Consider the following 21693-nt stretch of genomic DNA (forward strand, 5'->3'; position numbering starts at 1 on the left):
TCTGGCGTCCCTACACGCCCTATCGCCGCCCTCTCGGGGGCCTTGTTCCGGCCTTCTTGCGCGCCGCATTTGCATCGCGCCGACCGGACTTGTGGAACGAACGCACAGCGGTCGGCATTTTGCGCCCCTCGCTGACCATCTCGAAACGAAGCGCTCCGGCGAGCGGAATGGCTTCCGCAAGTTTCACCGTGACGCTGTCCCCCAGGCGATAACCGAGGCCGGTCTTCTCGCCAGACAACGCCTGATGCGCTTCGTCATAGATGAAGTAGTCCGTTCCAAGCGTAGATATAGGAACGAAGCCGTCGGCTCCATAGTCCGGAAGGGCGACAAATAGTCCCGATTTCGTCACACCTCCTACGCGTCCTTCGAATTCCTCGCCGACGCGTCCTGCAAGGTGATGCGCGATCAGCCGATCCACGGTCTCGCGCTCTGCCGCCATGGCGCGGCGCTCGAAGGTGGAGATCTCGGCGGCGATGTCGTCGAGTGCTGCTTCCTCGTCAGGCGTAATGCCCCCTTCGCCGAAGCCGAGCGAACCGACCAGCGCGCGATGCACGATGAGGTCTGCGTATCGGCGGATCGGTGAGGTGAAGTGCGCGTACTTCATGAGGTTCAGGCCGAAGTGGCCGATATTCTCCGGACTGTAGATGGCCTGGCTCTGTGAGCGAAGCACCATCTCGTTGACCATCGTCTGATGCGGTGTGTCCGCTGCCTTGGCGAGAATCCCGTTGAAATTGTTGGCGCGCATGTTGCCGCCCTTCGGCAGCGTGATGCTGAGCGTCGCCAGGAATTCGCGCAGAACTTCCTGCTTGGCAAGCGTCGGGCCGTCATGGATGCGATAGATCAGCGTTTGCCGCTTTTTCTCCAGCGTTTCAGCAGCCGAGACGTTCGCCTGGATCATCATCTCTTCGATGAGCTTGTGGGCATCGAGCCGCGGGGGCACGACAACGCGATCCACCGTACCGTCGGGTTTAAGCAGGATCTTGCGTTCCGGCATATCGAGCTCGAGGGGCTGACGCCGCTCGCGCCCGCGTGTCATCACCTTGTAGGCGTGCCACAGCGGCTTCAGGATCGGTTCCAGCATCGGGCCGGTCTTGTCGTCGGGGGTGCCGTCGATCGCTGCCTGGGCCTGCTGGTAGGAAAGCTTGGCGGCACTTTTCATCATGACGCGGTGGAAGGTGTGACCGATCTTGCGCCCCTCCTTCGAAAATACCATGCGGACGGCGAGAGCAGGGCGATCCTGACCTTCTCTCAGGGAGCAGAGATCGTTCGAAATGCGTTCCGGGAGCATCGGCACGACACGGTCGGGGAAATAGACGGAGTTGCCGCGCTTCAGGGCCTCTCGGTCAAGCGGCGAATTCGGACGCACGTAGTACGAAACGTCGGCAATCGCCACGGTGACGATGACGCCTTCTACGTTGTCTGGCGATGAATCGTCTTCGGCATACACCGCATCGTCGTGGTCCTTGGCATCCGCGGGGTCGATGGTGATCAACGGGACGCTGCGCCAGTCTTCGCGGTGCGACATGGTCGCCGGCTTTGCGTCGTCGGCTTCGGCAACGACTGCCGGGGGGAATATATGGGGAATGCCGTGTGCGTGGATGGCGATCATCGAGATCGCTTTTTCGGAGGCAACCGATCCGACGACGGATAGAACTTTGGCCCGTGGCAGCCCGAAGCGGCCGAGGCGCGCCACCTCGACTTCGACCAGGTCGGCGTCCTTGGCTTCGCCCTTGTAGTCGGGATCGATCAGCATTTCCTCGCCGCGGCGTTCGATCGGCAGCAAGCGTCCACCGCCGCCTGGTGCGTCTTTGAATACGCCGAGAAGGGCGCCGCGACGTTTGTCCAGGATCTTGATGATGCGCGCCGTGTAGGCCGGCCCGCCGCGGTCGGTGGCGGGAAAGATCTTGGCGAGAATGCGGTCGCCCATGCCGGCGACAGGAGCCTTGCCCCGGCCGTTGCGTCCGGCTGGAGAAGACGACTGCCGGATCGCGACCGCAGGCGCCACGCCCATTTCGTCCAGCCACTCCGCCGGCCGGCCGATCAACTCGCCGTCCTTGTCGCGCGTCGTGATGTCAAGCACGGTGACAGGTGGCAGCGCGCCGGGGCGGATCAGCGACTTGCGCGTCTTCTGCAGCATGCCTTCCTGTTCGAGTTCGCGCAGCAACTGCTTCAGTTCGACACGGCTCTCCCCTTTGAGCCCAAATGCCTTGGCGAGTTCCCGCTTGGAAGCCTTTTGCGGATGATCGGCAATAAACCGGAGGATGACCTCGCGAGAGGGCAGAGCACCGTGTGCGATGGTTGGCTGCTCGACGGCTGGTTCGTGGCCGGTGCGTCCTGTTTTGCCGGGACGCCTGCCCATGCCTTTCATGTTCTCGCGCGGAATTCTGCTCACTCTTGGCTCTTCTTCGATTTCGTTGGCGTCTTGGCCTTGGTCGCTTTCGGCTTTGCCGTTGCTTTCGTCGCCTTGGCCTCGCTTGTCGCGGCCTTGGCTTTCGGTTTCGCCTTGCCCTTTGTGGTCGGCGCCTTGCCGGCCTTGGCCGCGATCAGCACGAGCGCTTCCTCGACTGACAGTGCCTGCGGATCGGTACCCTTGGGCAGCGTCGCATTCACCTTGCCCCAATTGACGTAGGGTCCGTATTTGCCGTCGCGCACGGTGATCGCGCCGCCGTCGGGGTGGTCACCGAGTGCCTTCAGCGCGGCCGCAGCCGCACGCCCGCCCGGTGCCTTGCTTGCCTTGTCGGCGATCACGGTCACGGCACGGTTGAGCCCAATCGAGAACACGTCCTCGACTGTTTCGAGATTGGCGTAGGACCCATCGTGCAGCAGGAACGGTCCGTAACGCCCGATGCCCGACGAAATCATCTTGCCGCTTTCCGGATGCTTTCCGATGTCCCGCGGCAACGAAATCAGCGCCATCGCTTTTTCGTAGTCGATATCCTCCGGCTTCCAACCCTTTGGCAACGAAGCACGCTTCGCTTCCTTGCCGTCGCCGCGCTGGACGTACGGACCAAAGCGGCCGGACCGCAGCGTCAGCTCCTCGCCGGTAACCGGATCGGTGCCGAGATTTTTCGGCTCGGTCATAGCGGCGCCATCGGCCTCCGCGCCGCCTTCGGACGACAGCTGGCGGGTAAAATTGCACTCCGGATAGTTCGAGCAACCGACGAAGGCGCCGTACTTGCCGAGCTTCAGCGAGAGATTGCCGGTGCCGCAAACCTGACAAATGCGCGGATCGCTACCGTCCTCGCGCTTGGGGAAGACCAACGGCGCCAACGATTCATTCAGCGAATCCAGAACGTTGGTGACGCGCAGCTCCTTGGTGTCTTCGATCTGGGAGAAGAAATCCTTCCAGAAATCGCGCAGCACCTGCTTCCAGTTCAATTCGCCGGCTGAAATCCGATCGAGCTTTTCTTCAAGATCGGCCGTGAAATCGTACTCGACGTACTTGGTGAAGAAGCTCTCGAGGAATGCTGTCACCAGTCGGCCTTTTGCCTGTGGGATCAGCTTGCGCTTGTCGATCGTCACATATTCGCGGTCCCGCAGCGTTGCCAGGGTCGCCGCATAGGTGGAAGGGCGGCCGATGCCGAGTTCTTCCATCTTCTTGATCAGCGTCGCTTCCGAGTAGCGCGGCGGCGGTTCGGTGAAATGCTGCGTCGCGTTGATCTTCTGCTTAGCGAGGCTTTCGCGCGCATTGATCTCGGGGAGACGACCATCCTCGTCGCCATCGTCGCTCTGCTCGCCATCTTCCTTCTGATCGGTGTAGGCGGCGATGAAGCCGTCAAAGCGGATTACGGAACCGACAGCGCGCAGACCCGCCTTCTGGCCATTGTTGTCGGCGGTAATTTCGGCCGTTGTACGCTCGATTTCTGCAGATGCCATCTGGCTCGCGATGCCGCGCTTCCAGATCAGGTCGTAGAGCTTGATCTGATCTGCGTCGAGGAACTGGCGCACCCTGTCAGGCGTCCGGTTGAAGTCAGTCGGGCGGATGGCTTCGTGCGCTTCCTGGGCGTTTTTTGCCTTTGTGGAATAAAAGCGCGCCTTTTCTGGCAGGTAGCGCTGGCCGAATTGATCGACAATGGCACCACGCGCAGCATCGATCGCCTCGGGCGCCATCTGGACGCCATCTGTACGCATATAGGTGATGAGACCGACCGTCTCGCCGCCAATGTCGAAGCCCTCATAGAGCTTCTGGGCGACCTGCATCGTGCGCGATGCCGAAAAACCCAGCTTGGAGGAAGCGGCCTGCTGCAGCGTTGAGGTTGTGAAGGGTGGTCCCGGGTTGCGCTTGACCGGCTTCGCCTCGATCGAATCGACAACATAGGAAGCGCCTTCGAGCAGCGCCTTGAGCGCGCCGGCCTCTTCACCGTTCCCAATCGACCGGGCCTGCAACCGCTTGCCTTCCGCGGCGACCAGCCTCGCCTCGAATTCGTCGCCGCGCGGCGTCTTTAGGAGCGCCGAGATGTTCCAGTATTCTTCGGAGATGAAGCGTTCGATCTCGGATTCCCGGTCGCAGACAAGGCGCAAGGCAACCGACTGGACGCGTCCGGCCGAACGTGCGCCGGGCAGCTTGCGCCAAAGAACGGGAGATAGATTGAAACCGACGAGATAGTCGAGTGCACGGCGCGCCAGATAGGCATCGACAAGCGGCACGTCGATATCGCGTGGATCGGCCATTGCATCAAGCACGGCCTTCTTTGTGATCGCGTTGAAGACCACGCGCTTGACCGTTTTGCCGTTCAGAACGCGCTTCTTGGTCAGCATATCGAGGACATGCCAGGAAATCGCTTCGCCTTCGCGATCCGGGTCGGTCGCAAGGAACAGTCCATCGGAAGACTTCACCGCATCGGCGATGTCCTTCATACGCTTGGCCGAGGCTCCATCGACCTCCCAGAGCATTTCGAAGTCCTGGTCGGGAAGCACCGAGCCGTCCTTGGCGGGCAAGTCGCGCACGTGGCCGAAGGAGGCGAGCACCTTGTATCCGGGACCCAGATACTTGTTGATCGTCTTGGCTTTGGCAGGCGATTCCACCACTACAACATTCATGATGATTCTCTAAGAAAAGGAAGCTGGCCGGCCTATAAGCAGACAGAGACCCTGCCGTGTCACGATTGCCGGTTCTCCGACATGGACAGGTAAATCGCTTCGGTCAAGTGTTTTGGGTGCATTTTTATCGATTGCAACGCGATACAACCATTGAGAGATAATTGTCGTGTTGCAATTTGTGATTATTGCGGTATCGTTTTTGAAGCATAGTTTGCGGTGCTCCACGCCGCGCGTTTCGACAGGATCAGAGTTTATTCCATGGCGGCTAAGTTCGCAAAGAAAGATGCCGGACGATCTGGCGCCCGCGAAAACATCGCCTTCGTGAAGCAGATGCTCGCAGAGTTGCGTCAGGTGGCGGAAAGGGAAAACGCAGACGTGCTCTGCTATCTCATAGAAATGGCTTACATCGAAGCAGGTGATCTGCATGCCCGCATGTAATGCCTCAGGCGTCCATTGCAAGAGAGACGAGCCCGCCCGTCTGGCGGTGTAGACGTCCGGCGATATCCAGTTCCAGCAGTACGAGGTAGACCGCGGCAGGCGTCAGGCCGGTGTGTCGGATGATATCGTCGATCTCGACAGGCGTCGGCCCGAGGGCGTCCACGATGCGAGCGCGATCGGTTTCGTCGGGTGGCAAAAGCGAAGTGCCTGCGCCGTGGTCCGGCTCTTCGACGACAGGTGCGGCGAACACGCCGGGTTTTGACAGCGGCCCCACCGCCTCGACAATGTCGCTGGGCGTGGTCACGATCATGGCGCCGTCCTTGAGTAGGCCGTTGGTCCCATGGCAGCGCGGGTCCAGCGGAGAGCCGGGCACGGCAAAGACCAGCCTTCCGAACTCTCCCGCTAGCCGGGCCGTGATCAGGGACCCCGAGCGGGTTGCCGCCTCGACGATCACGACACCAAGCGCAATTCCGGCAATCAGCCGGTTTCGACGGGGAAAATCACGTGCGCGGGGCTCCCAGCCGAACGGCATCTCGCTGACAGCCAGTCCGTTGCCATTCCAGATTTCCTCAAGCAGGCCGGCGTTTTCGGGCGGGTAGGGCTGATCGAGCCCGCCTGCCATTGCGGCGATTGTGCCGGTGTCGAGGCTTGCCCGGTGCGCGGCGGTATCGATGCCGCGGGCAAGGCCCGAGACTATGGTGTAGCCCGCGCGTCCGCAATCGCGGGCGACCATGGCTGCGAACTTGGCGCCGCTGATAGAGGCATTGCGCGAGCCGACAACGCCGATGGCCGACTCTATGGCTGCAGATAAGTTGCCCTTGACGGCAAGAAGCGGCGGGGCTCCGTCGATCTGCCGCAACGACGGGGGGTATTCCGGTTCGCCGATTCCGACAAAGCGCGCGCCGAACTTATTCGCGGCTTCCAGCTCTCGTTCTGCTTCGCCTTCCGTGGCGATGCGGATCGACCGCGTCGCTCCGCCGCGCGCCGAGAGTTCGGGCAGGGCCGCCAGGGCGGTTTCTGCCGAGCCGAAGTGATTGATGAGGTCGCGAAAGGTCGCAGGACCGACGTTGTCGGAGCGAATGAGGCGCAGCCACGCGATGCGTTGCCGTTCGGTCAGCGCAATTCCCTTTGGCCTTGCGCTACGTCCGTCCATCCTATCCCTTCGCCCCGATCTTGCTTTCCGTCCCACTGATGAGACGGGAAATGTTGGCCTTGTGCTTCCAGTAGGAGATCGCCGTCATGACGGCCATGACCGCTGCAACCTTTTCGGCTCCCAGTATCCACAATGCAACCGGAATGACAAGCATTGCAACTAGCGCCGAAAGCGACGAGTAGCGCGTCGTGACTGCGACCGTCAGCCAAACGAGCGCAAAGCCGAGTACCATCACCGGCGCGACGCCAAGCAGCGTGCCGATGTAGGTCGCGACGCCCTTGCCGCCCTTGAAGCCAATCCAGACCGGGAAGAGATGTCCGATGAAGGCAAAGAAGCCGGCAATCAGCGCTGCCTCGTCGCCAAGGAAGTAACCGACGATCCAGGCGGCCGCCGTCGCCTTCAGCGCATCGAGCAGAAGCGTCGCGGCGGCAAGCTTCTTGTTGCCGGTTCTCAAGACATTGGTGGCGCCGATATTGCCAGACCCGATGCTGCGGACGTCGCCCAGCCCGGCGGCCCTCGTCAGCACGAGCCCAAAGGGGATGGAGCCGAACAGGTAGCCTATCGCAGCGGCAATCAAGGCGATCGGCAGGGCGATCTGCCAGGTCATGAGATCAGAAACCATATCCCCTCCAGGTCTCATTCAGTCTTCTTGTTATCGTCTCTTCTTTACAAGGAATGCACGCACTGCCCGGCGACATAGGTCGCGACAGCCCGTCCGCTGAAGCGCGCATCTTCGAAGGGCGTGTTCTTCGAGCGGGAAAGAAGCATGTCCTTCGAGACAAGCCAAGGCTCCTCCAGGTCGATCAGGGCGATATCAGCCTTCGCGCCCGGCTTCAGCGTGCCCGCATCGAGGCCGAAGATCTGGGCGGGACGCGTCGACATGGCGTCGATCAGACGCATCAGGCTGACGTGGCCGCTGTGATGCAGGCGAAGTGCTGCGGCCAGCATCGTTTCGAGACCCACTGCGCCATCCGCGGCCTCGCCGAAGGGCAACCGCTTGGTATCGACGTCCTGCGGATCGTGCGAGGATACGATGATGTCGATCGCTCCCCTTGCCAGCGCCTCCACCATCGCCACGCGATCGTCCTCGGAGCGAAGCGGCGGGTAGAGCTTGAAGAAGGTGCGGTACTCGCCGATGTCGTTCTCGTTGAGTGCCAGGTTGTTGATCGAGATGCCGCAGGTGACAATTGCGCCGCGGCTCTTGGCGACTTCGATCGCTTCGACCGATTCCGGCACCGAGATCATCGCCGCGTGATATTTTCCGCGCGTCAGGTTGGCGATGCGAAGGTCGCGTTCGAGCGGGATCAATTCGGCTTCCTTCGGGATGCCGCCAAGACCGAGCCAGCTGGCGAACAGTCCCTCGTGCATGACGCCGGTGGCGCCGAGATATTTGTCGCGGGTCTCGCAGGAAATCACCGCGCCGAATTCGCGCGCATAGGTCATTACACGACGCAGAACCTGGGTGTCATGAACGCTGGAACGGCCGTCGGTAAAGGCCACGGCACCGGCTTCCATCAGCATGCCGATCTCGGTCATCTCCTCGCCGGCAAGGTGTTTGGTGATGGCCGCCGCCGGGTAGACGTTGATCAGCGCCTTGTCCTTGGCCGTCTTCTTGACGAACTCGACCAGCGCAATGTCGTCGATGACTGGGTCGGTATCCGGCATCATGATGATCGAGGTGACGCCGCCGGCCGCCGCGGCGCGGCTGGCCGAAGCGATCGTCTCGCGGTGCTCCGCGCCGGGCTCGCCGATATGAACGCGCGCATCGACAAGCCCGGGTGCCGCGACGAGCCCGGTGCAGTCGCGAACTGCGACGCCTTCAGGCGTGCCCTGGTTCTGTGCACCCTTGTCCGCGGCAACGATGACGCCGTCCTCAACGACGATCGTTCCGATTTCATCGAGATTGCGCGAGGGATCGACGATCCGCACGTTCTGGAAGACGATCGAGTTGCTCATGCGCCGGCTCCTTCGCTGCGAGGACCCTGATTTTGCGAGACAAGCAGCGTCTCCATCACCGCCATGCGCACCGCAACCCCCATCTCCACCTGCTCGGCGATCACGCTCTGCGGTCCGTCTGCGACCTCCGAGGCGATTTCGACGCCACGGTTCATCGGGCCGGGATGCATGACCAGCGCATCGTCTTTCGCTGCCTTCAGTGTCTCGGCGTCCAGCCCATAGAAGTGGAAGTATTCCCGTACCGACGGCACAAAGGCGCCGGACATGCGCTCGCGCTGCAGGCGCAGCATCATCACCACGTCAGCGTCCTTGAGGCCCTCCTTCATCGAATGAAAGACCTCGACGCCCATGTCGGCGATCCCGGCCGGCAGCAGCGTTGCCGGCGCCACGACACGGACGCGTGCACCCATTGCGTTCAGAAGCAGGATGTTCGACCGCGCGACGCGCGAGTGCAGAACGTCCCCGCAGATGGCGACGATGATGCGGGACAGCTTGCCCTTGGCACGGCGGATCGTCAGTGCGTCGAGAAGCGCTTGCGTCGGATGCTCGTGCTGGCCGTCACCGGCGTTGACCACCGAGCAGGAGACCTTCTGCGCAAGGAGTGCCGCGGCGCCCGCGCTCGAATGGCGGATCACCAGCACATCGGGCCGCATTGCGTTCAGCGTCATCGCCGTATCGATCAGCGTTTCGCCCTTTTTGACCGACGAATTGCCGACCGACATGTTCATCACGTCGGCGCCAAGCCGTTTGCCGGCAAGTTCGAAGGAGGCTTGCGTGCGTGTCGATGCCTCGAAGAAGAGGTTGATCTGCGTCAACCCCCGGAGCGTCGACGTCTTCTTTTCTCGCTGCCGACTGATCTTGACGGCCTCGTCGGCCTTGTCGAGAAGAAAGGTGATATCCTGCTCTGTGAGCCCTTTGATACCGATGAGGTGGCGGTGGGGAAAGAAGACCATGAACCTGCCTCTTGCTGTCGTCAGCGGCTCTATAAAGAGTGAGCAGGGCTGCTGCAAGCATGCCCTGTGGGCAAAGGCCCATCTCCCCCTGCAATTTTCCGGGAATTCAGCTAAAGCAAGAGCGACGGAAATCGTAACTTCCGGTTTCCCTTTGCCTGCCTCTTGCACTAGAAGCGATTCATGACCCCCGCCGAAGAAAAACTTGCCGAACTCAATCAGCCGAGCCTGTGGTCCGGAATCAATGCCTACAGGTCCGATCCTTTGATCGTCGACCTGACGGGGTCGCTGCCGCGCGGTATCCGGGACGACCTCGACAACATGGGCCGCTACGTCACCTCGCCGGAGGCGCAGGAGCTGGCGCGCATGGCAAACCAGGGCGTGCCCCAGCTTCGTACCCACGGACCGCGTGGCGAGCGCCTCGACGTTGTCGAGTTTCATCCCGCTTGGCACGCTCTGATGCGCCGCTCGATGGCATCAGGTCTTCATTCCTCGGTCTGGGATCCGCAGGCAGATGCCGATGCAAAGGATGAAGCCCACAAGATCAGGGCGGCACGTTTCTATCTGACGGCGCAGCTCGAATCCGGCCATCTCTGCCCGATCACCATGACAAGCGCCTCCGTTGCCGCTCTCTCGGCTTCTCCAAACGTGCAAAAAGATTGGGCGCCGAAAATACTTTCGCGCAAGTACGATTCGACCAACAAGCCCGCCATGCAGAAATCAGCTGTGACGATCGGCATGGGCATGACGGAGAAACAGGGCGGCACGGATGTCCGCTCCAACAAGACGGCTGCCGAAAAGGTAAGCGACGGAATCTACCGCCTCTCCGGTCACAAGTGGTTCATGTCGGCGCCGATGAGCGACGCCTTCATCATGTTGGCCCAGACGAAGGAAGGCATGGGTTGCTTCCTCGTCCCGCGCCTGCTGGAAGATGGCTCTGCAAACGGCCTGCAGTTCCAGCGGTTGAAAGACAAAGTCGGCAACCGTTCCAACGCTTCGTCCGAAGTCGAATTCAACGATACGTTCGGCTTCCTGCTCGGAGGCCCTGATGCCGGCGTCCGCACCATACTCGACATGGTGACGCTGACACGCCTCGATTGCGCACTTGCCTCGTCCGGCATCATGCGTGCTTCGCTGGCGGAGGCGGTACACCACACCCGTGGCCGCAGCGTCTTCGGCAAGATGCTCGTCAACCAGCCGATTATGACGCGGGTCCTCGCCGATATGGCACTCGACGTCGCCGCCGCGACGGCACTTTCCTTCCGCCTTGCAGACGCATTCGACAAAGCGCGCGGCAGCGCGGAAGAAGCCGCTTACGCCCGCGTCATGACGCCGGTTGCCAAGTACTGGTGCTGCAAGATCGCACCCGCCCTGATCTATGAGGCGATGGAGTGCATCGGCGGCAGCGGCTACATCGAGGAACGCCCGATTGCCCGCCACTATCGCGAGGCTCCAGTCAACGCGATATGGGAAGGCTCCGGCAATGTCATGGCGCTCGATGTCCTGCGCATCCTGAATCGTGGCAAGGATCTTTTCGAAACCGTCTTTGCCGGTCTTGCGCGCGATCTGGGACCGGCCGGAAAAAAGACCATCGATGTCCTGCGCGCTGCGATGGCGCTTTGCGAACGCGATGAGGGCGCTGCCCGACTTCTGGTCGAACAGCTTGCGCTCGCCGCAGGTGCCGCCGAACTCTATCGGCTTGGGGCAGGGCGGATCGCCGACGCCTTCATCGAAACCCGCCTGGCGGGTGGCTGGAGGGCGACCTACGGCATGCTCGATTCGCGCTTCGACGCCAGCTACATCGTCGATCTGCTCTATCCGCCAGCGAGCTGATCCATGGCTGAGCTGCGCGGCGTCCGCCCCGGCGATCTCGACCAGATCTACGAAATCTCCCTGCTGACCGGCGATGCCGGGCAGGACGCCTCGGCATTGCATGGTGATCGCAGGCTCATCGGCCACATCTATTCCGCGCCCTATGTCATTCTCAGCCCTGAAACGGCGGTTGTCGTCGAGGACGAGGAAGGCGTCGCTGGCTACATCGTCGGCGCCTACGACACGCCCGCCTTCGAGCGGCTGCTGGAGAAAGAATGGTGGCCCGCACTTCGCAATGCCTTTCCGGCACCGGAGGGTGACGAGGTGGCGTGGAACGCCGATCAGCGCCGCAGTTTCACCATTCACAATCCGCGTCATGCCAGGGAGCAGCTGGTTGGCGCCTTCCCGGCACATATTCACATGAACCTTCTGCCACGGCTGCAGGGGCAGGGAATGGGCAGTAGGCTGCTCGATCTCTGGATATCGACCGCCCGGCGCGCAGGCGTCAAAGGCGTCCATCTCGGCGCCAATGCAGGCAACCACAATGCTCTTCGTTTCTGGGGCTCGCGCGGCTTTCACAGGCTCGCGCCACCGATCGTCGATCCCGCCGACCGCTCGATCTGGTTTGGCCAAACACTCTGAACGTCTCCCGGCGGAGACATTGGCCTTGGGGGCTCAGACGTAAGGCGTTCCCCCCATTGCAGCCTTCGCCCCGACGCTTCCCTTATCGACAACTGCGAGGAAGGCGGCTTTCGCTTTCTCTGTGTCCCGGCCGCCCTCTCGAAACGTCCGGTGAGCCTCGATGAAGGCCACGGTCCACGTCGCCAACAGCAGTTCGGCCGCCAGACGGGCGTCGGTATCGCCGGGGTCCCGCCCTGCGCATTCGGCTAGCGCGACCCTTACGGCTTGCGCGAGTTCGTCGCGTATCGCCCTGGCGCGAGCCTTGAGGGTTTCGCTGCCCTCGATCGTCTTTATGAAGCCTTGGCTCCTGTTCGAGAATTCGACGTATGGGCGCTGTTCCGCCACCAGCCGGTGGGCGAGGAGCCGCAACGCCTCGACCGGTGCGACGCCCGGATCGCGTTGTCGCAGGGCGTCGAGCAGGACCTCGCGGCCCTCTTCCTCGCGATCGAAGAACATATCCTCCTTGCGCGGGAAATGGTTGAACACCGTCATCCGGCCGACGTCGGCGGCGGCCGCAATCTCATCCACCGTCACATTGTCGAAGCCACGCTCAAGGAAGAGGCGGTCGGCAGCCAACGAGATGGCCCGCCGTGTGGCGAGACGCTTACGGGATCGAAGATCAGTGGGCATTGGTTCGGCGCTTAGTGTCATGTCGGCTTGATAGCGCATTTTCTATACTGAGTACATATTCAGTTGACTGAAGGCCATCGTCATTTTATGTACTGAGTACAAATTAAAACTCGGTACATGGAGATTTGCCTTGAACAAGGCTCTCGTCGTCATCTTTGCAACGATCGGCCTCGACGCTGTCGGGATCGGGCTGATCTTTCCTATTCTGCCGCGACTGATTGATAGTGTAACGCACGCTGGCAACGTGGCGCACTACATCGGCATCATGACGGCTCTCTACGCCGCGATGCAGTTCATCTTTGCGCCCATGCTTGGCGCACTCAGCGATCAGCTCGGCCGACGGCCGGTGCTTCTGATCTCCATGACCGGTGCCGCCATCAACTATCTGATCATGGCCGGTGCGCCGCAGCTCTGGATGTTGTTGATCGGTCGCGCAATTGCAGGGGTGACCAGTGCCAACATCTCCGTTGCGACTGCCTACCTCACCGACATTTCGGCCGAGAAAGACCGCGCTCGCCGCTTCGGACTGCTCAACGCCACGTTTGGCATCGGCTTTATCGTCGGGCCCATTCTCGGCGGGGTACTCGGCGACTACGGGCTGCGTCTGCCCTTCATCGCCGCTGCGGTCCTCAATGACGGCAATCTGCTACTGGCCTTGTTCGTGCTGCCGGAGTCGCGCCGGCCAAGCCGCGAGAAACGCGAGCCGATCGACCTCGCGGCACTCAATCCGCTCCGCCCGTTCCGCTGGATATTCTCGATGCAGGGCCTGATGCCGATTATCATCGTGTTCTTCATTTTCAGCGGCATCGGTGAAGTCTACGGCACCTGCTGGGCCTTGTGGGGCTACGACGTGTTCGGATGGAACGGCCTGTGGATAGGCCTCTCGCTCGGGACCTATGGCGCCTGCCAGGCGCTCGCGCAGATGTTCTTGCCAGGACCCGCCGTGAAGCTGCTCGGAGAGCGTGCCACCATCCTGACCGGTCTCGCCGGCACGTGCCTCGCGTTGATCATCATGGCCTTCACGACAAAGCCCTGGGTAGTCTTTGCCATCATGCCGGTGTTCGTGCTTGGGGGTGTTGGCGTGCCGTCGCTCCAGTCCCTTGCAACGCGCATGGTAGGCGAGGACTGGCAGGGGCAATTCCAAGGCGTGCTGGCCTCGGCCGTCAGTCTCGCGTCGGTCGTCGCACCGCTCGGCTTTTCCAGTTTCTATTTCGTCGTGCAGCAGCAATGGCCGGGCGCGATCTGGCTTTCCGCGGTGGCCGTCTACGCGATCGCCGCTTCTATGGTGTTGACCCTGCGTCTTCCCACGACGGAAACGGCTGACGTTGTCTGATCGTCGACAGCCGTGATCATTGGGCCGCATTGGTTCGCAATGTGCCGTTGGCCATGCCATTATCCACAATCTTCCAAGAGCTTGTCCGTTGCCGGGGTGCGGTGCCGTTGCTACTCACCTTGCAGTGACAAGAACGGGGATCTGTTCGAACATGCTGAATGACACCGTGGTTCTGGCGCCGATCGCCGGCGACAATCGCAGCGAGCCCGAAAAGCGCGTTCGCGACCGCCGCGCAACGGAAAGGGCAATCCTCAATGCCGCGAAGTCTCTGCTGGCGGAAGAGGGTTTCCAGAATTTCGGTATCAACGCGGTCGCGCGCCGCGCGGGTTGCGACAAGCAGCTCATCTATCGCTACTATGGCGGGCTGAACGGCCTCGTGGAAGCGATAGGGGCGGATCTCGGCACATGGGTCAAGGATCGCATCCCGGAAGACACCGGCGGCATGTTCCTGCTCACCTATGGCGATCTGATGGAGCGGCTGTCGCTGCTGTTCCTCGAGGCTCTTCGGGACGATCCGCTGGTTCGCCGGATCGTCGCCTGGGAGGTGTCCGAGAATACCGAGCAGGTGAGGCGGCTTTCCGAAGCCAGGTCCAAGGCGCTGGCAAATTGGCTGGAGCGCATGCGCGGATCGCTTACGCCGCCGAAGGGCGTCGATGCCGTCGCGGTCAACGCGATTCTGATCGCGGCCATCCAGCATCTCGTTCTGTCTGCGTCCGCCGGTGGCCAATGCGCCGGTCTCGCGTTGAAATCAGCCAAGGACTGGGAAAAGGCCGCCACCGCGCTGAAACGCATCGTTCGTGGCGTCTACGGCTGACGTCGTCCAGTCTTTCCACAGCGAGCGGCGGTGACGTTAACCTTAACGAATGGTTTACGTTGCGCGGTTGGCGTTAAGGAGACAGGTTACCGGACAGTTCAGAATGAGAGCCGGAGCCATGGGAACCAAGATCGCAAGAACGGCGTTACTCATCGGCGCAATGACGTTTTTCGCTGTGCTGGCGTTGGATATTGCAGTTCCGGCGACGGTTTTGAGCGTCATGGTGCTGTCCACATGGCTGGTGTCGCACGAGCGTTCGTCCAGCCGGAGAATTAGCCGGAGACATGGAGAGGCCGCGGCATGAAGTGGTTCCTGATCTTCTGGGGCGGTCCGATCGTTTTTTTGGCGGGATGGTACTGGCTTTCCTACTACGACATCAGTTTCGGCTTCTATATGTTCAGCCGTCAGGTGCACGACCTGACGTTCCAGATCTATGGCAACATTCTCGGCATTCCGCCGGAAACAATCCCACCGCTGGTTGCCCGCGCGATCGCCGTCGACAGCCTCGTCGTCTTCGCCATTCTTGCCTTCCGCAAACGGAAAGCGATCGCTTGCTGGTGGCAGTCGCGTCAGGCGTCGAAATCGTCCGAACCGGCCCTTGCAAGCAAGGAAAGCCTGTCGAGGGCACCCTGAAGGATAAAGCTCGCGGCCGCCGAATCGATGCGTTCGGCGCGCTTGGCGCGTGAAACGTCCATCTCCAGCAATGCGCGCTCTGCGGCGACCGTGGACAGCCGTTCGTCCCAATAGACAAATGGAAGGGCGGTCTTCTGTTCCATGTTGCGGACGAAAGCGCGTGTCGCCTGCACGCGGGGCCCGGCGGAGCCATCCATGTTCATGGGCAGCCCGATGACGAAGCCCGCCACCTTTTCCTTGGCCGCGAACGCCAGCAGCGTCTGGGCGTCAATCGTGAACTTTTCGCGCTTGATGACCGGTCTCGGCGTCGAAAAGCGCCGCCCGAGATCCGACATGGAAAGTCCGATCGTCTTCGTGCCGAGGTCGAGCCCGGCGATGGCCTGTCCCGGCTGAAGCGCTTGCGCCAGTTCCTCGATCGTCAGCACCGTCATCGTCGTTGTCATCCCGTCAAAAGAAATTGAAGCCGCCGCCGCTTTTCTTTACGGCCGCATCGGATATGTCCATAGCGATCGAAGTACGCTTTTGCATCCAGAATAAAAGGATCGATTTCATGAAGATCACTTGGCTAGGTCACTCGGCTTTCCGCATCGAGACCGGAAAGGCAACGATTCTCCTCGATCCGTTCCTGACCCACAACGCGTCTTTCGCTGGCCAGAATTTGAAGGACGTGACCGCAGGGGTAACCCACATCCTCCTGACACATGGTCACGGCGATCACGTGGGCGATACGATTGCGCTCGCCAAGGAGAGCGGTGCCGTGGTTCTCGCCAACGCCGATCTTGCAGCTTGGCTGGGCTCCAAGGGCATCGCGAAGATCGAGATGGGCAATACCGGCGGCACTGTTTCGCTCGGCGGGTTCTCGGCGACATTCACCAATGCGCTGCATTCCTCCGCACAGATCACCGAGGATGGCGTGTCCCATGCGCTTGGCAACGCGAACGGCCTGATGCTGCATTTCGACGACGAAGCCTCCATCCTTGCTATGGGCGACACCGACATCTTCTCCGACATGGCGCTGATCAACGAACTTCACCAGCCCGATATCGGCCTCGTGCCGGTCGGCGATCGCTTCACTATGGGCGGGGCGGTTGCCGCGCTGGCCTGCCAGCGCTACTTCAACTTCAAGACCGCGATCCCCTGTCACTATGGCACGTTCCCGATCATCGACCAGACGGCGGAGAAGTTCGTGTCGGGCATGGATGGTTCGAAGACCGACGTGAAGGCGATCAGGCCCAGCGAGAGCCTTTCTCTATAGGCCGGGAGCGCTGAATCACTTCGATTCGAGCGACGGAATTCTGCGCGATCAAGAGGCCATGCCCGTTGCACACCGCGGGCATGGCCTTTATAGCGAGTAGGAAAATCCCATCCGGAGAATGTCATGTCCGTCGACTTTGCCACCGTTAAGCGCGTTGCGCGCCTTGCCCGTATTGCCGTCTCCGAAGAAGAGGCAAACCGCATGGTTGGCGAGTTGAACGGCATTCTCGGTTTCGTGGAGCAGCTTTCCGAAGTGAATGTCGATGGCGTCGAGGCCATGACGTCGGTCACGCCGATGGCCATGAAGAAGCGCACTGACCAGGTAACGGACGGCAGCAAAGCCTCCGATATCGTTTCCAATGCGCCAGTCACCGATCAGAATTTCTTCCTGGTACCCAAGGTCGTCGAATAAGGACCCTGCTGCCTGTTTCCGACACCGTTGCGATTCTAGATTTGAAGCGAAGTATCATGAGCGAACTCACCACTCTGACCATTGCCGAAGCCCGCGCGAAGCTGCGTGCGAAGGACATCAAAGCGACCGAACTGACCGAGGCCTATATCTCGGCCATCGAAGCGGCGAACGAGAAGCTAAACGCGTATGTGAAGATCACGCCTGAGAAGGCGCTGCAGATGGCCGAAGTGTCCGACGCGCGCCTTGCCAGCGGCAAGGCAGGTGCGCTTGAAGGCATCCCGCTCGGCATCAAGGACCTGTTCGCCACCGAAGGCATCCATACGCAGGCGTGCAGCCATATCCTCGACGGCTTCAAGCCGCATTATGAGTCCACCGTCACGCAGAACCTCTGGGACGATGGCGCCGTCATGCTCGGCAAGCTGAACATGGACGAATTCGCCATGGGCTCTTCCAACGAAACTTCATACTATGGTGCCGTGATCAATCCCTGGCGTGCGGCGGGCTCCAATCAGCAGCTTGTTCCCGGCGGTTCCTCCGGTGGATCGGCGGCTGCCGTTGCCGCACACCTCTGCGCCGGCGCCACGGCCACCGATACCGGCGGTTCGATCCGCCAGCCGGCAGCCTTCACCGGCACCGTCGGCATCAAGCCCACTTACGGTCGCTGCTCGCGCTGGGGCACTGTTGCCTTTGCATCCTCGCTTGACCAGGCTGGACCGATTGCCCGCGACGTCCGCGATGCCGCGATATTGTTGAAATCGATGGCCAGCGTCGATGCCAAGGATACGACTTCGGTCGATCTTCCGGTTCCTGACTACGAGGCTGTCCTCGGCCAGTCGCTGAAGGGCATGAAGATCGGCATCCCGAACGAATATCGCGTCGACGGTATGCCCGAGGAGATCGAAACGCTGTGGCAGCAGGGCATCGCCTGGCTCAAGGATGCCGGTGCCGAAATCGTGAGCATTTCGCTGCCGCATACCAAGTATGCGCTGCCGGCCTACTACATCGTCGCTCCCGCGGAAGCCTCGTCGAACCTCGCCCGCTACGACGGCGTGCGTTACGGCCTGCGCGTCGACGGCAAGGACATCGCCGACATGTACGAGAAGACCCGCGCTGCGGGTTTCGGCAAGGAAGTCAAGCGCCGCATCATGATCGGGACTTACGTGCTGTCGGCCGGCTACTATGACGCCTACTACATCCAGGCGCAAAAGGTCCGTACGCTCATCAAGCGCGACTTCGATCTGGCTTTCCATGCCGGCGTCGACGCGATCCTGACGCCAGCCACTCCGTCCTCCGCCTTCGGCATCGCCGACGAAGATCTCGCATCCGATCCCGTGAAGATGTACCTCAACGACATCTTCACGGTGACCGTCAATATGGCCGGCCTTCCAGGCATCGCCGTTCCCGCGGGCCTCGACCACAAGGGCCTGCCGCTGGGCCTGCAGCTGATCGGCAAACCTTTCGACGAAGAGACGCTGTTCAAGACGGCGCATGTCATCGAACAGGCTGCGGGGCGGTTTACGCCTGCAAAATGGTGGTAAGTTCAACTTGCCTGATGCGAAAACGGCGCCGTGAGGCGCCGTTTCCATTTCAGCGGTTGTCCAACTGCGCCCTCACGAGTCGCAGCCCCCGTTCCGTGATCCGATAGGGTTGTCCGGTCTGCGACTTGATTGCCTTCAGCCGTTTGAGCTTGCGGAAGAGCTCAAGGTCAAAGCCGGGATAGACCCAGCCGTCGCGGGTGAAGCAGCTCACTGCTTCGATCTTTCGTTTGTCGTCGCGTTCGATTTCGATGCGGCCGCCCTGGGCCAACAGATGCAGGATACGCTGCTCCGTGCGTGAAATGTCCATTGGAATGTTGATCCGGTCTCGCGCCTGACAAGGCGCACAAAAACGATCTGGCGTCCGGATGGACGTCAGGGCTTCGTTTTTTCGGGCCCATGCGCGCAAGAAAATCTGCGGGCAGGGCCTCTACCGGGTCTCTGATGACGGGCTCAACATCCGGGTTTGATAGTGCGCGGCAAAATTCCCGTCAAGCGTCGCACCTGTGAGCAGACGAGGAAAAAGGCGCGAATCTTCGTGGCGACGCTTTGATAATACGTCGATTCGATGGTTTAATTTCTCGGTAGCGCGGAGGTAGCATTGATCCACATTCGCAATGCCCGCGAAGGGGAAGCAGAACTTTTGAGCGAGATCGGGCTGCGAGCCTGGCAGAGAGCGATGGCGTCGATCGGCGAATCCGACGCCATGGTCGATGCCGCTCGCAGTGCATTCTTCAATTTTGCTGCGAGCCGGTGGCTGACGATTACCGTCGTGGAATGGCACGGCCACGTCGCCGGCTGGGCCGCCCGGGAAGCCTTTGACGAGACCATTTCCGATTTCTGGATCGATCCCGTTTTCACTCGCCACGGTCTCGGTTCCGCCCTGCTCAAAGAGATTGAAAGAGATATCGCCGAACACGGTTTCGAAAAGGCGATGATGCAGACGCACTCGGGCAACACTGAAGCGATCGGCTTTTTCCAGAAGCACGGATACTCCATCCACTGGCTTTCGATCGTCTACAATCCCAAAGTCGATCGCGACGTGCCGTCGGTGGGACTGTCGAAGGCGATGGAAACGGGAGGAGATGGAATTTACGGCTTATTCTAGAGAAAGCCGACCGTCATGCCCGCCCAACCGATGCCCAGCACCAGCAAGACGTGAAGGACGACAATCCCCTGAAGGAACGATCGAAACGGCTCTTTTTGCGTTTTGTGGCGAAGCAGGCGTTGGGCGCTGATAGCACCCAGACTGCCTCCGAAAAAAGCCAGCATGAGCAGCGTTCTCTCGCTGATACGCCAGCGGCCATTGCGGGCAGCTTGCTTGTCCACGAAATAGATCGAAAACACAAAGATGTTGAGTGCTGCGAATAGCCCCATAAACTTGATGATATCCGTCGTCAGCATGGTGCGATACTATCGCGTTCCTATTAACAACCGGAAAACCCGGTGCACGTCGATGGGTACCCGGAACACGCCGAAAGCCTTGCACCGGCAAGCCATTTCCGTTACCTCACCTGCTGAAAAGAACAGCTTCAAAAAGAGCATCTCATGACCCTTGTCGACGTTCGCACGCCTGATCCGAAACGCTTCATTCCCGGCGCCACTGGCGATTGGGAAGTCATCATCGGCATGGAAGTCCATGCGCAGGTGCTGTCGAATTCGAAGCTGTTTTCCGGCGCGTCGACGGAGTTCGGCAAGCCGCAGAATTCCAACGTGTCGCTCGTCGACGCCGCCATGCCCGGCATGCTGCCCGTCATCAACGAGGAATGCGTCCGTCAGGCCGTGCGCACGGGCCTCGGCCTCAAGGCGCAGATCAACAAACGCTCGATCTTCGACCGCAAGAACTATTTCTATCCGGACCTGCCGCAAGGTTACCAGATCTCGCAGTTCAAGGACCCGATCGTCGGCGAGGGCCAGATCGTGATCTCGCTTGGGCCTGATCGCCAGGGCCAGTTCGAAGACATCGAGATCGGCATCGAGCGTCTGCACCTGGAACAGGACGCGGGCAAGTCGTTGCACGATCAGCACGCAACGATGTCCTATGTCGATCTCAACCGTTCCGGCGTGGCGCTCATGGAAATCGTCTCCAAGCCGGACATGCGTTCGTCGGACGAGGCAAAGGCCTACATGACCAAGCTGCGCTCGATCGTGCGCTATCTCGGCACCTGCGATGGCAACATGGACGAAGGCTCGATGCGCGCAGACGTCAACGTCTCCGTCCGCCGTCCGGGCGAAGGTTTCGGCACGCGCTGCGAAATCAAGAACGTCAACTCCATCCGCTTCATCGGCCAGGCGATCGAATACGAAGCCCGCCGCCAGATCGGCATTCTGGAGGACGGCGGCACCATCGATCAGGAAACCCGCCTGTTTGATGCCGGCAAGGGCGAGACGCGTTCCATGCGCTCCAAGGAAGATGCGCATGACTATCGCTACTTCCCCGATCCGGATCTGCTTCCGCTCGAATTCGACGATGCGTTCGTCAAGGCGCTCGAAGCGGATCTGCCGGAACTGCCCGACGACAAGAAGGAGCGCTTTGTGCGCGAACTGGGCTTGTCGGTCTACGACGCTTCGGTGCTCGTGTCCGAAAAGGCAATTGCCGATTATTTCGAAGCTGTTGCCGCTGGCCGTGATGGCAAGACGGCCGCGAACTGGGTCATCAACGACTTGCTGGGCGCCTTGAACAGAATCGGCAAGGATATTGAATCGACTCCTGTTTCCGCCGCTCAACTCGGTGCGATCATCGATCTCATCAAGGCCGAGACCATCTCCGGGAAAATCGCCAAGGACCTCTTCGAGATCGTGCTTGCCGAAGGTGGGGATCCGGCCGAGATCGTCGAAGCCCGCGGCATGAAGCAGGTGACGGATACCGGCGCAATCGAAAAAGCGGTCGATGAGATCATTGCTGCCAACCCCGACCAGGTCGCCAAGGTTCAGGCAAAGCCGGCGCTCGCGGGCTGGTTCGTCGGCCAGGTGATGAAGGCGACCGGCGGCAAGGCCAACCCGCAGGCCGTGCAGGCATTGGTCAAGGCAAAGCTAGGCATCGAGGAGTAAG

The 21693-nt window shown here is 60.9% G+C and carries 22 protein-coding genes; 11 read left to right on the top strand and 11 right to left on the bottom strand.

The annotated features are described in order from the left end of the window. Positions 1–19: 19 nt before the first annotated feature. Positions 20–2392, bottom strand: coding sequence for a ribonuclease R (rnr, locus tag ASC97_RS05020; protein WP_057467252.1), 2373 nt, complete (start codon positions 2390–2392; stop codon positions 20–22). Then, positions 2389–5040, bottom strand: a complete 2652-nt coding sequence (gene topA / locus ASC97_RS05025) for a type I DNA topoisomerase (RefSeq protein WP_057467253.1) — start codon at positions 5038–5040, stop codon at positions 2389–2391. The genes rnr and topA overlap by 4 nt, the downstream gene beginning before the upstream one ends. Positions 5041–5298: 258 nt before the next feature. Here topA and ASC97_RS05030 point away from each other — a divergent pair, with 258 nt between their 5' ends. After that, positions 5299–5478: a hypothetical protein gene (locus tag ASC97_RS05030; protein ID WP_057467254.1), complete on the top strand. Its 180-nt coding sequence runs from the start codon at positions 5299–5301 to the stop codon at positions 5476–5478. A gap of 4 nt (positions 5479–5482) precedes the next feature. Here the strand turns inward: ASC97_RS05030 and dprA are convergent, their stop codons facing one another. Genes dprA through ASC97_RS05050 form a run of 4 tightly spaced genes read right to left on the bottom strand, consistent with a single transcriptional unit; the run spans position 5483 to position 9540 of the window. Then, a complete protein-coding gene (dprA, locus tag ASC97_RS05035) occupies positions 5483–6631 on the bottom strand; it encodes a DNA-processing protein DprA (RefSeq protein ID WP_057467255.1) in 1149 nt (382 codons plus the stop codon). A 1-nt stretch (position 6632) separates the two neighbouring features. Continuing rightward, a complete protein-coding gene (gene plsY, locus ASC97_RS05040; protein ID WP_057467256.1) occupies positions 6633–7253 on the bottom strand; it encodes a glycerol-3-phosphate 1-O-acyltransferase PlsY in 621 nt (206 codons plus the stop codon). A gap of 44 nt (positions 7254–7297) precedes the next feature. Continuing rightward, entirely contained in the window at positions 7298–8587 is a 1290-nt protein-coding gene (locus tag ASC97_RS05045; protein WP_057467257.1) for a dihydroorotase, read from the bottom strand. After that, positions 8584–9540 (bottom strand): aspartate carbamoyltransferase catalytic subunit, encoded by a 957-nt coding sequence (locus ASC97_RS05050; protein WP_057467258.1) that lies wholly within the window; start codon positions 9538–9540, stop codon positions 8584–8586. Before ASC97_RS05050 ends, ASC97_RS05045 begins: the two co-directional genes overlap by 4 nt. A gap of 180 nt (positions 9541–9720) precedes the next feature. On the opposite strand from ASC97_RS05050, the gene ASC97_RS05055 reads away from it, so the two are divergent. Both ASC97_RS05055 and ASC97_RS05060 read left to right on the top strand, forming a co-directional pair. Further along, the gene (locus ASC97_RS05055; protein WP_057467259.1) at positions 9721–11370 is read left to right on the top strand and encodes an acyl-CoA dehydrogenase family protein; all 1650 of its coding nucleotides are present in this window, start codon (positions 9721–9723) and stop codon (positions 11368–11370) included. Positions 11371–11373: 3 nt separating this feature from the next. Further along, entirely contained in the window at positions 11374–11991 is a 618-nt protein-coding gene (locus tag ASC97_RS05060) for a GNAT family N-acetyltransferase (RefSeq protein WP_057467260.1), read from the top strand. 33 nt (positions 11992–12024) lie between these two features. On the opposite strand, the gene ASC97_RS05065 is transcribed toward ASC97_RS05060, so the two are convergent. Further along, the gene (locus ASC97_RS05065; RefSeq protein ID WP_244481396.1) at positions 12025–12660 is read right to left on the bottom strand and encodes a TetR/AcrR family transcriptional regulator; all 636 of its coding nucleotides are present in this window, start codon (positions 12658–12660) and stop codon (positions 12025–12027) included. Positions 12661–12790: 130 nt separating this feature from the next. Between ASC97_RS05065 and ASC97_RS05070 the strand changes: the two genes are divergently transcribed. Together ASC97_RS05070 and ASC97_RS05075 are read left to right on the top strand one after the other, a co-directional pair. After that, positions 12791–13993 (top strand): TCR/Tet family MFS transporter, encoded by a 1203-nt coding sequence (locus ASC97_RS05070; protein WP_057467261.1) that lies wholly within the window; start codon positions 12791–12793, stop codon positions 13991–13993. A gap of 151 nt (positions 13994–14144) precedes the next feature. Further along, positions 14145–14807, top strand: a complete 663-nt coding sequence (locus ASC97_RS05075; RefSeq protein WP_057467262.1) for a TetR/AcrR family transcriptional regulator — start codon at positions 14145–14147, stop codon at positions 14805–14807. A gap of 54 nt (positions 14808–14861) precedes the next feature. Here ASC97_RS05075 and ASC97_RS33770 read toward each other — a convergent pair whose 3' ends face one another. Further along, a complete protein-coding gene (locus ASC97_RS33770; protein ID WP_156390312.1) occupies positions 14862–15029 on the bottom strand; it encodes a hypothetical protein in 168 nt (55 codons plus the stop codon). 78 nt (positions 15030–15107) lie between these two features. On the opposite strand from ASC97_RS33770, the gene ASC97_RS05085 reads away from it, so the two are divergent. Next, complete coding sequence (locus ASC97_RS05085) at positions 15108–15440, top strand: DUF6105 family protein (RefSeq protein ID WP_057467264.1); 333 nt, start codon at positions 15108–15110, stop codon at positions 15438–15440. On the opposite strand, the gene ruvX is transcribed toward ASC97_RS05085, so the two are convergent. Then, positions 15377–15871, bottom strand: a complete 495-nt coding sequence (gene ruvX, locus ASC97_RS05090; RefSeq protein WP_057467265.1) for a Holliday junction resolvase RuvX — start codon at positions 15869–15871, stop codon at positions 15377–15379. The two genes, ASC97_RS05085 and ruvX, sit on opposite strands and share 64 nt — an antisense overlap. Before the next feature lie 119 nt (positions 15872–15990). Between ruvX and ASC97_RS05095 the strand changes: the two genes are divergently transcribed. The 3 genes from ASC97_RS05095 (at position 15991) to gatA (ending at position 18644) form a co-directional block, all read left to right on the top strand. Next, positions 15991–16695: a metal-dependent hydrolase gene (locus ASC97_RS05095; RefSeq protein WP_057467298.1), complete on the top strand. Its 705-nt coding sequence runs from the start codon at positions 15991–15993 to the stop codon at positions 16693–16695. A 123-nt stretch (positions 16696–16818) separates the two neighbouring features. Further along, positions 16819–17106 (top strand): Asp-tRNA(Asn)/Glu-tRNA(Gln) amidotransferase subunit GatC, encoded by a 288-nt coding sequence (gene gatC, locus ASC97_RS05100; protein ID WP_057467266.1) that lies wholly within the window; start codon positions 16819–16821, stop codon positions 17104–17106. 56 nt (positions 17107–17162) lie between these two features. Continuing rightward, positions 17163–18644: an Asp-tRNA(Asn)/Glu-tRNA(Gln) amidotransferase subunit GatA gene (gene gatA, locus ASC97_RS05105; RefSeq protein ID WP_057467267.1), complete on the top strand. Its 1482-nt coding sequence runs from the start codon at positions 17163–17165 to the stop codon at positions 18642–18644. Positions 18645–18693: 49 nt separating this feature from the next. Here the strand turns inward: gatA and ASC97_RS05110 are convergent, their stop codons facing one another. Then, complete coding sequence (locus ASC97_RS05110; protein WP_057467268.1) at positions 18694–18951, bottom strand: YjhX family toxin; 258 nt, start codon at positions 18949–18951, stop codon at positions 18694–18696. A gap of 291 nt (positions 18952–19242) precedes the next feature. Here ASC97_RS05110 and ASC97_RS05115 point away from each other — a divergent pair, with 291 nt between their 5' ends. Next, positions 19243–19749, top strand: a complete 507-nt coding sequence (locus ASC97_RS05115; protein WP_057467269.1) for a GNAT family N-acetyltransferase — start codon at positions 19243–19245, stop codon at positions 19747–19749. On the opposite strand, the gene ASC97_RS05120 is transcribed toward ASC97_RS05115, so the two are convergent. Next, a complete protein-coding gene (locus tag ASC97_RS05120) occupies positions 19746–20045 on the bottom strand; it encodes a DUF1294 domain-containing protein (RefSeq protein WP_057467270.1) in 300 nt (99 codons plus the stop codon). The two genes, ASC97_RS05115 and ASC97_RS05120, sit on opposite strands and share 4 nt — an antisense overlap. 144 nt (positions 20046–20189) lie before the next feature. Here ASC97_RS05120 and gatB point away from each other — a divergent pair, with 144 nt between their 5' ends. Further along, positions 20190–21692 (top strand): Asp-tRNA(Asn)/Glu-tRNA(Gln) amidotransferase subunit GatB, encoded by a 1503-nt coding sequence (gatB, locus tag ASC97_RS05125; protein ID WP_057467271.1) that lies wholly within the window; start codon positions 20190–20192, stop codon positions 21690–21692. Position 21693 lies beyond the last annotated feature (1 nt).

This window comes from Rhizobium sp. Root1203 (genome assembly GCF_001424945.1).
Lineage (GTDB): Bacteria > Pseudomonadota > Alphaproteobacteria > Rhizobiales > Rhizobiaceae > Rhizobium.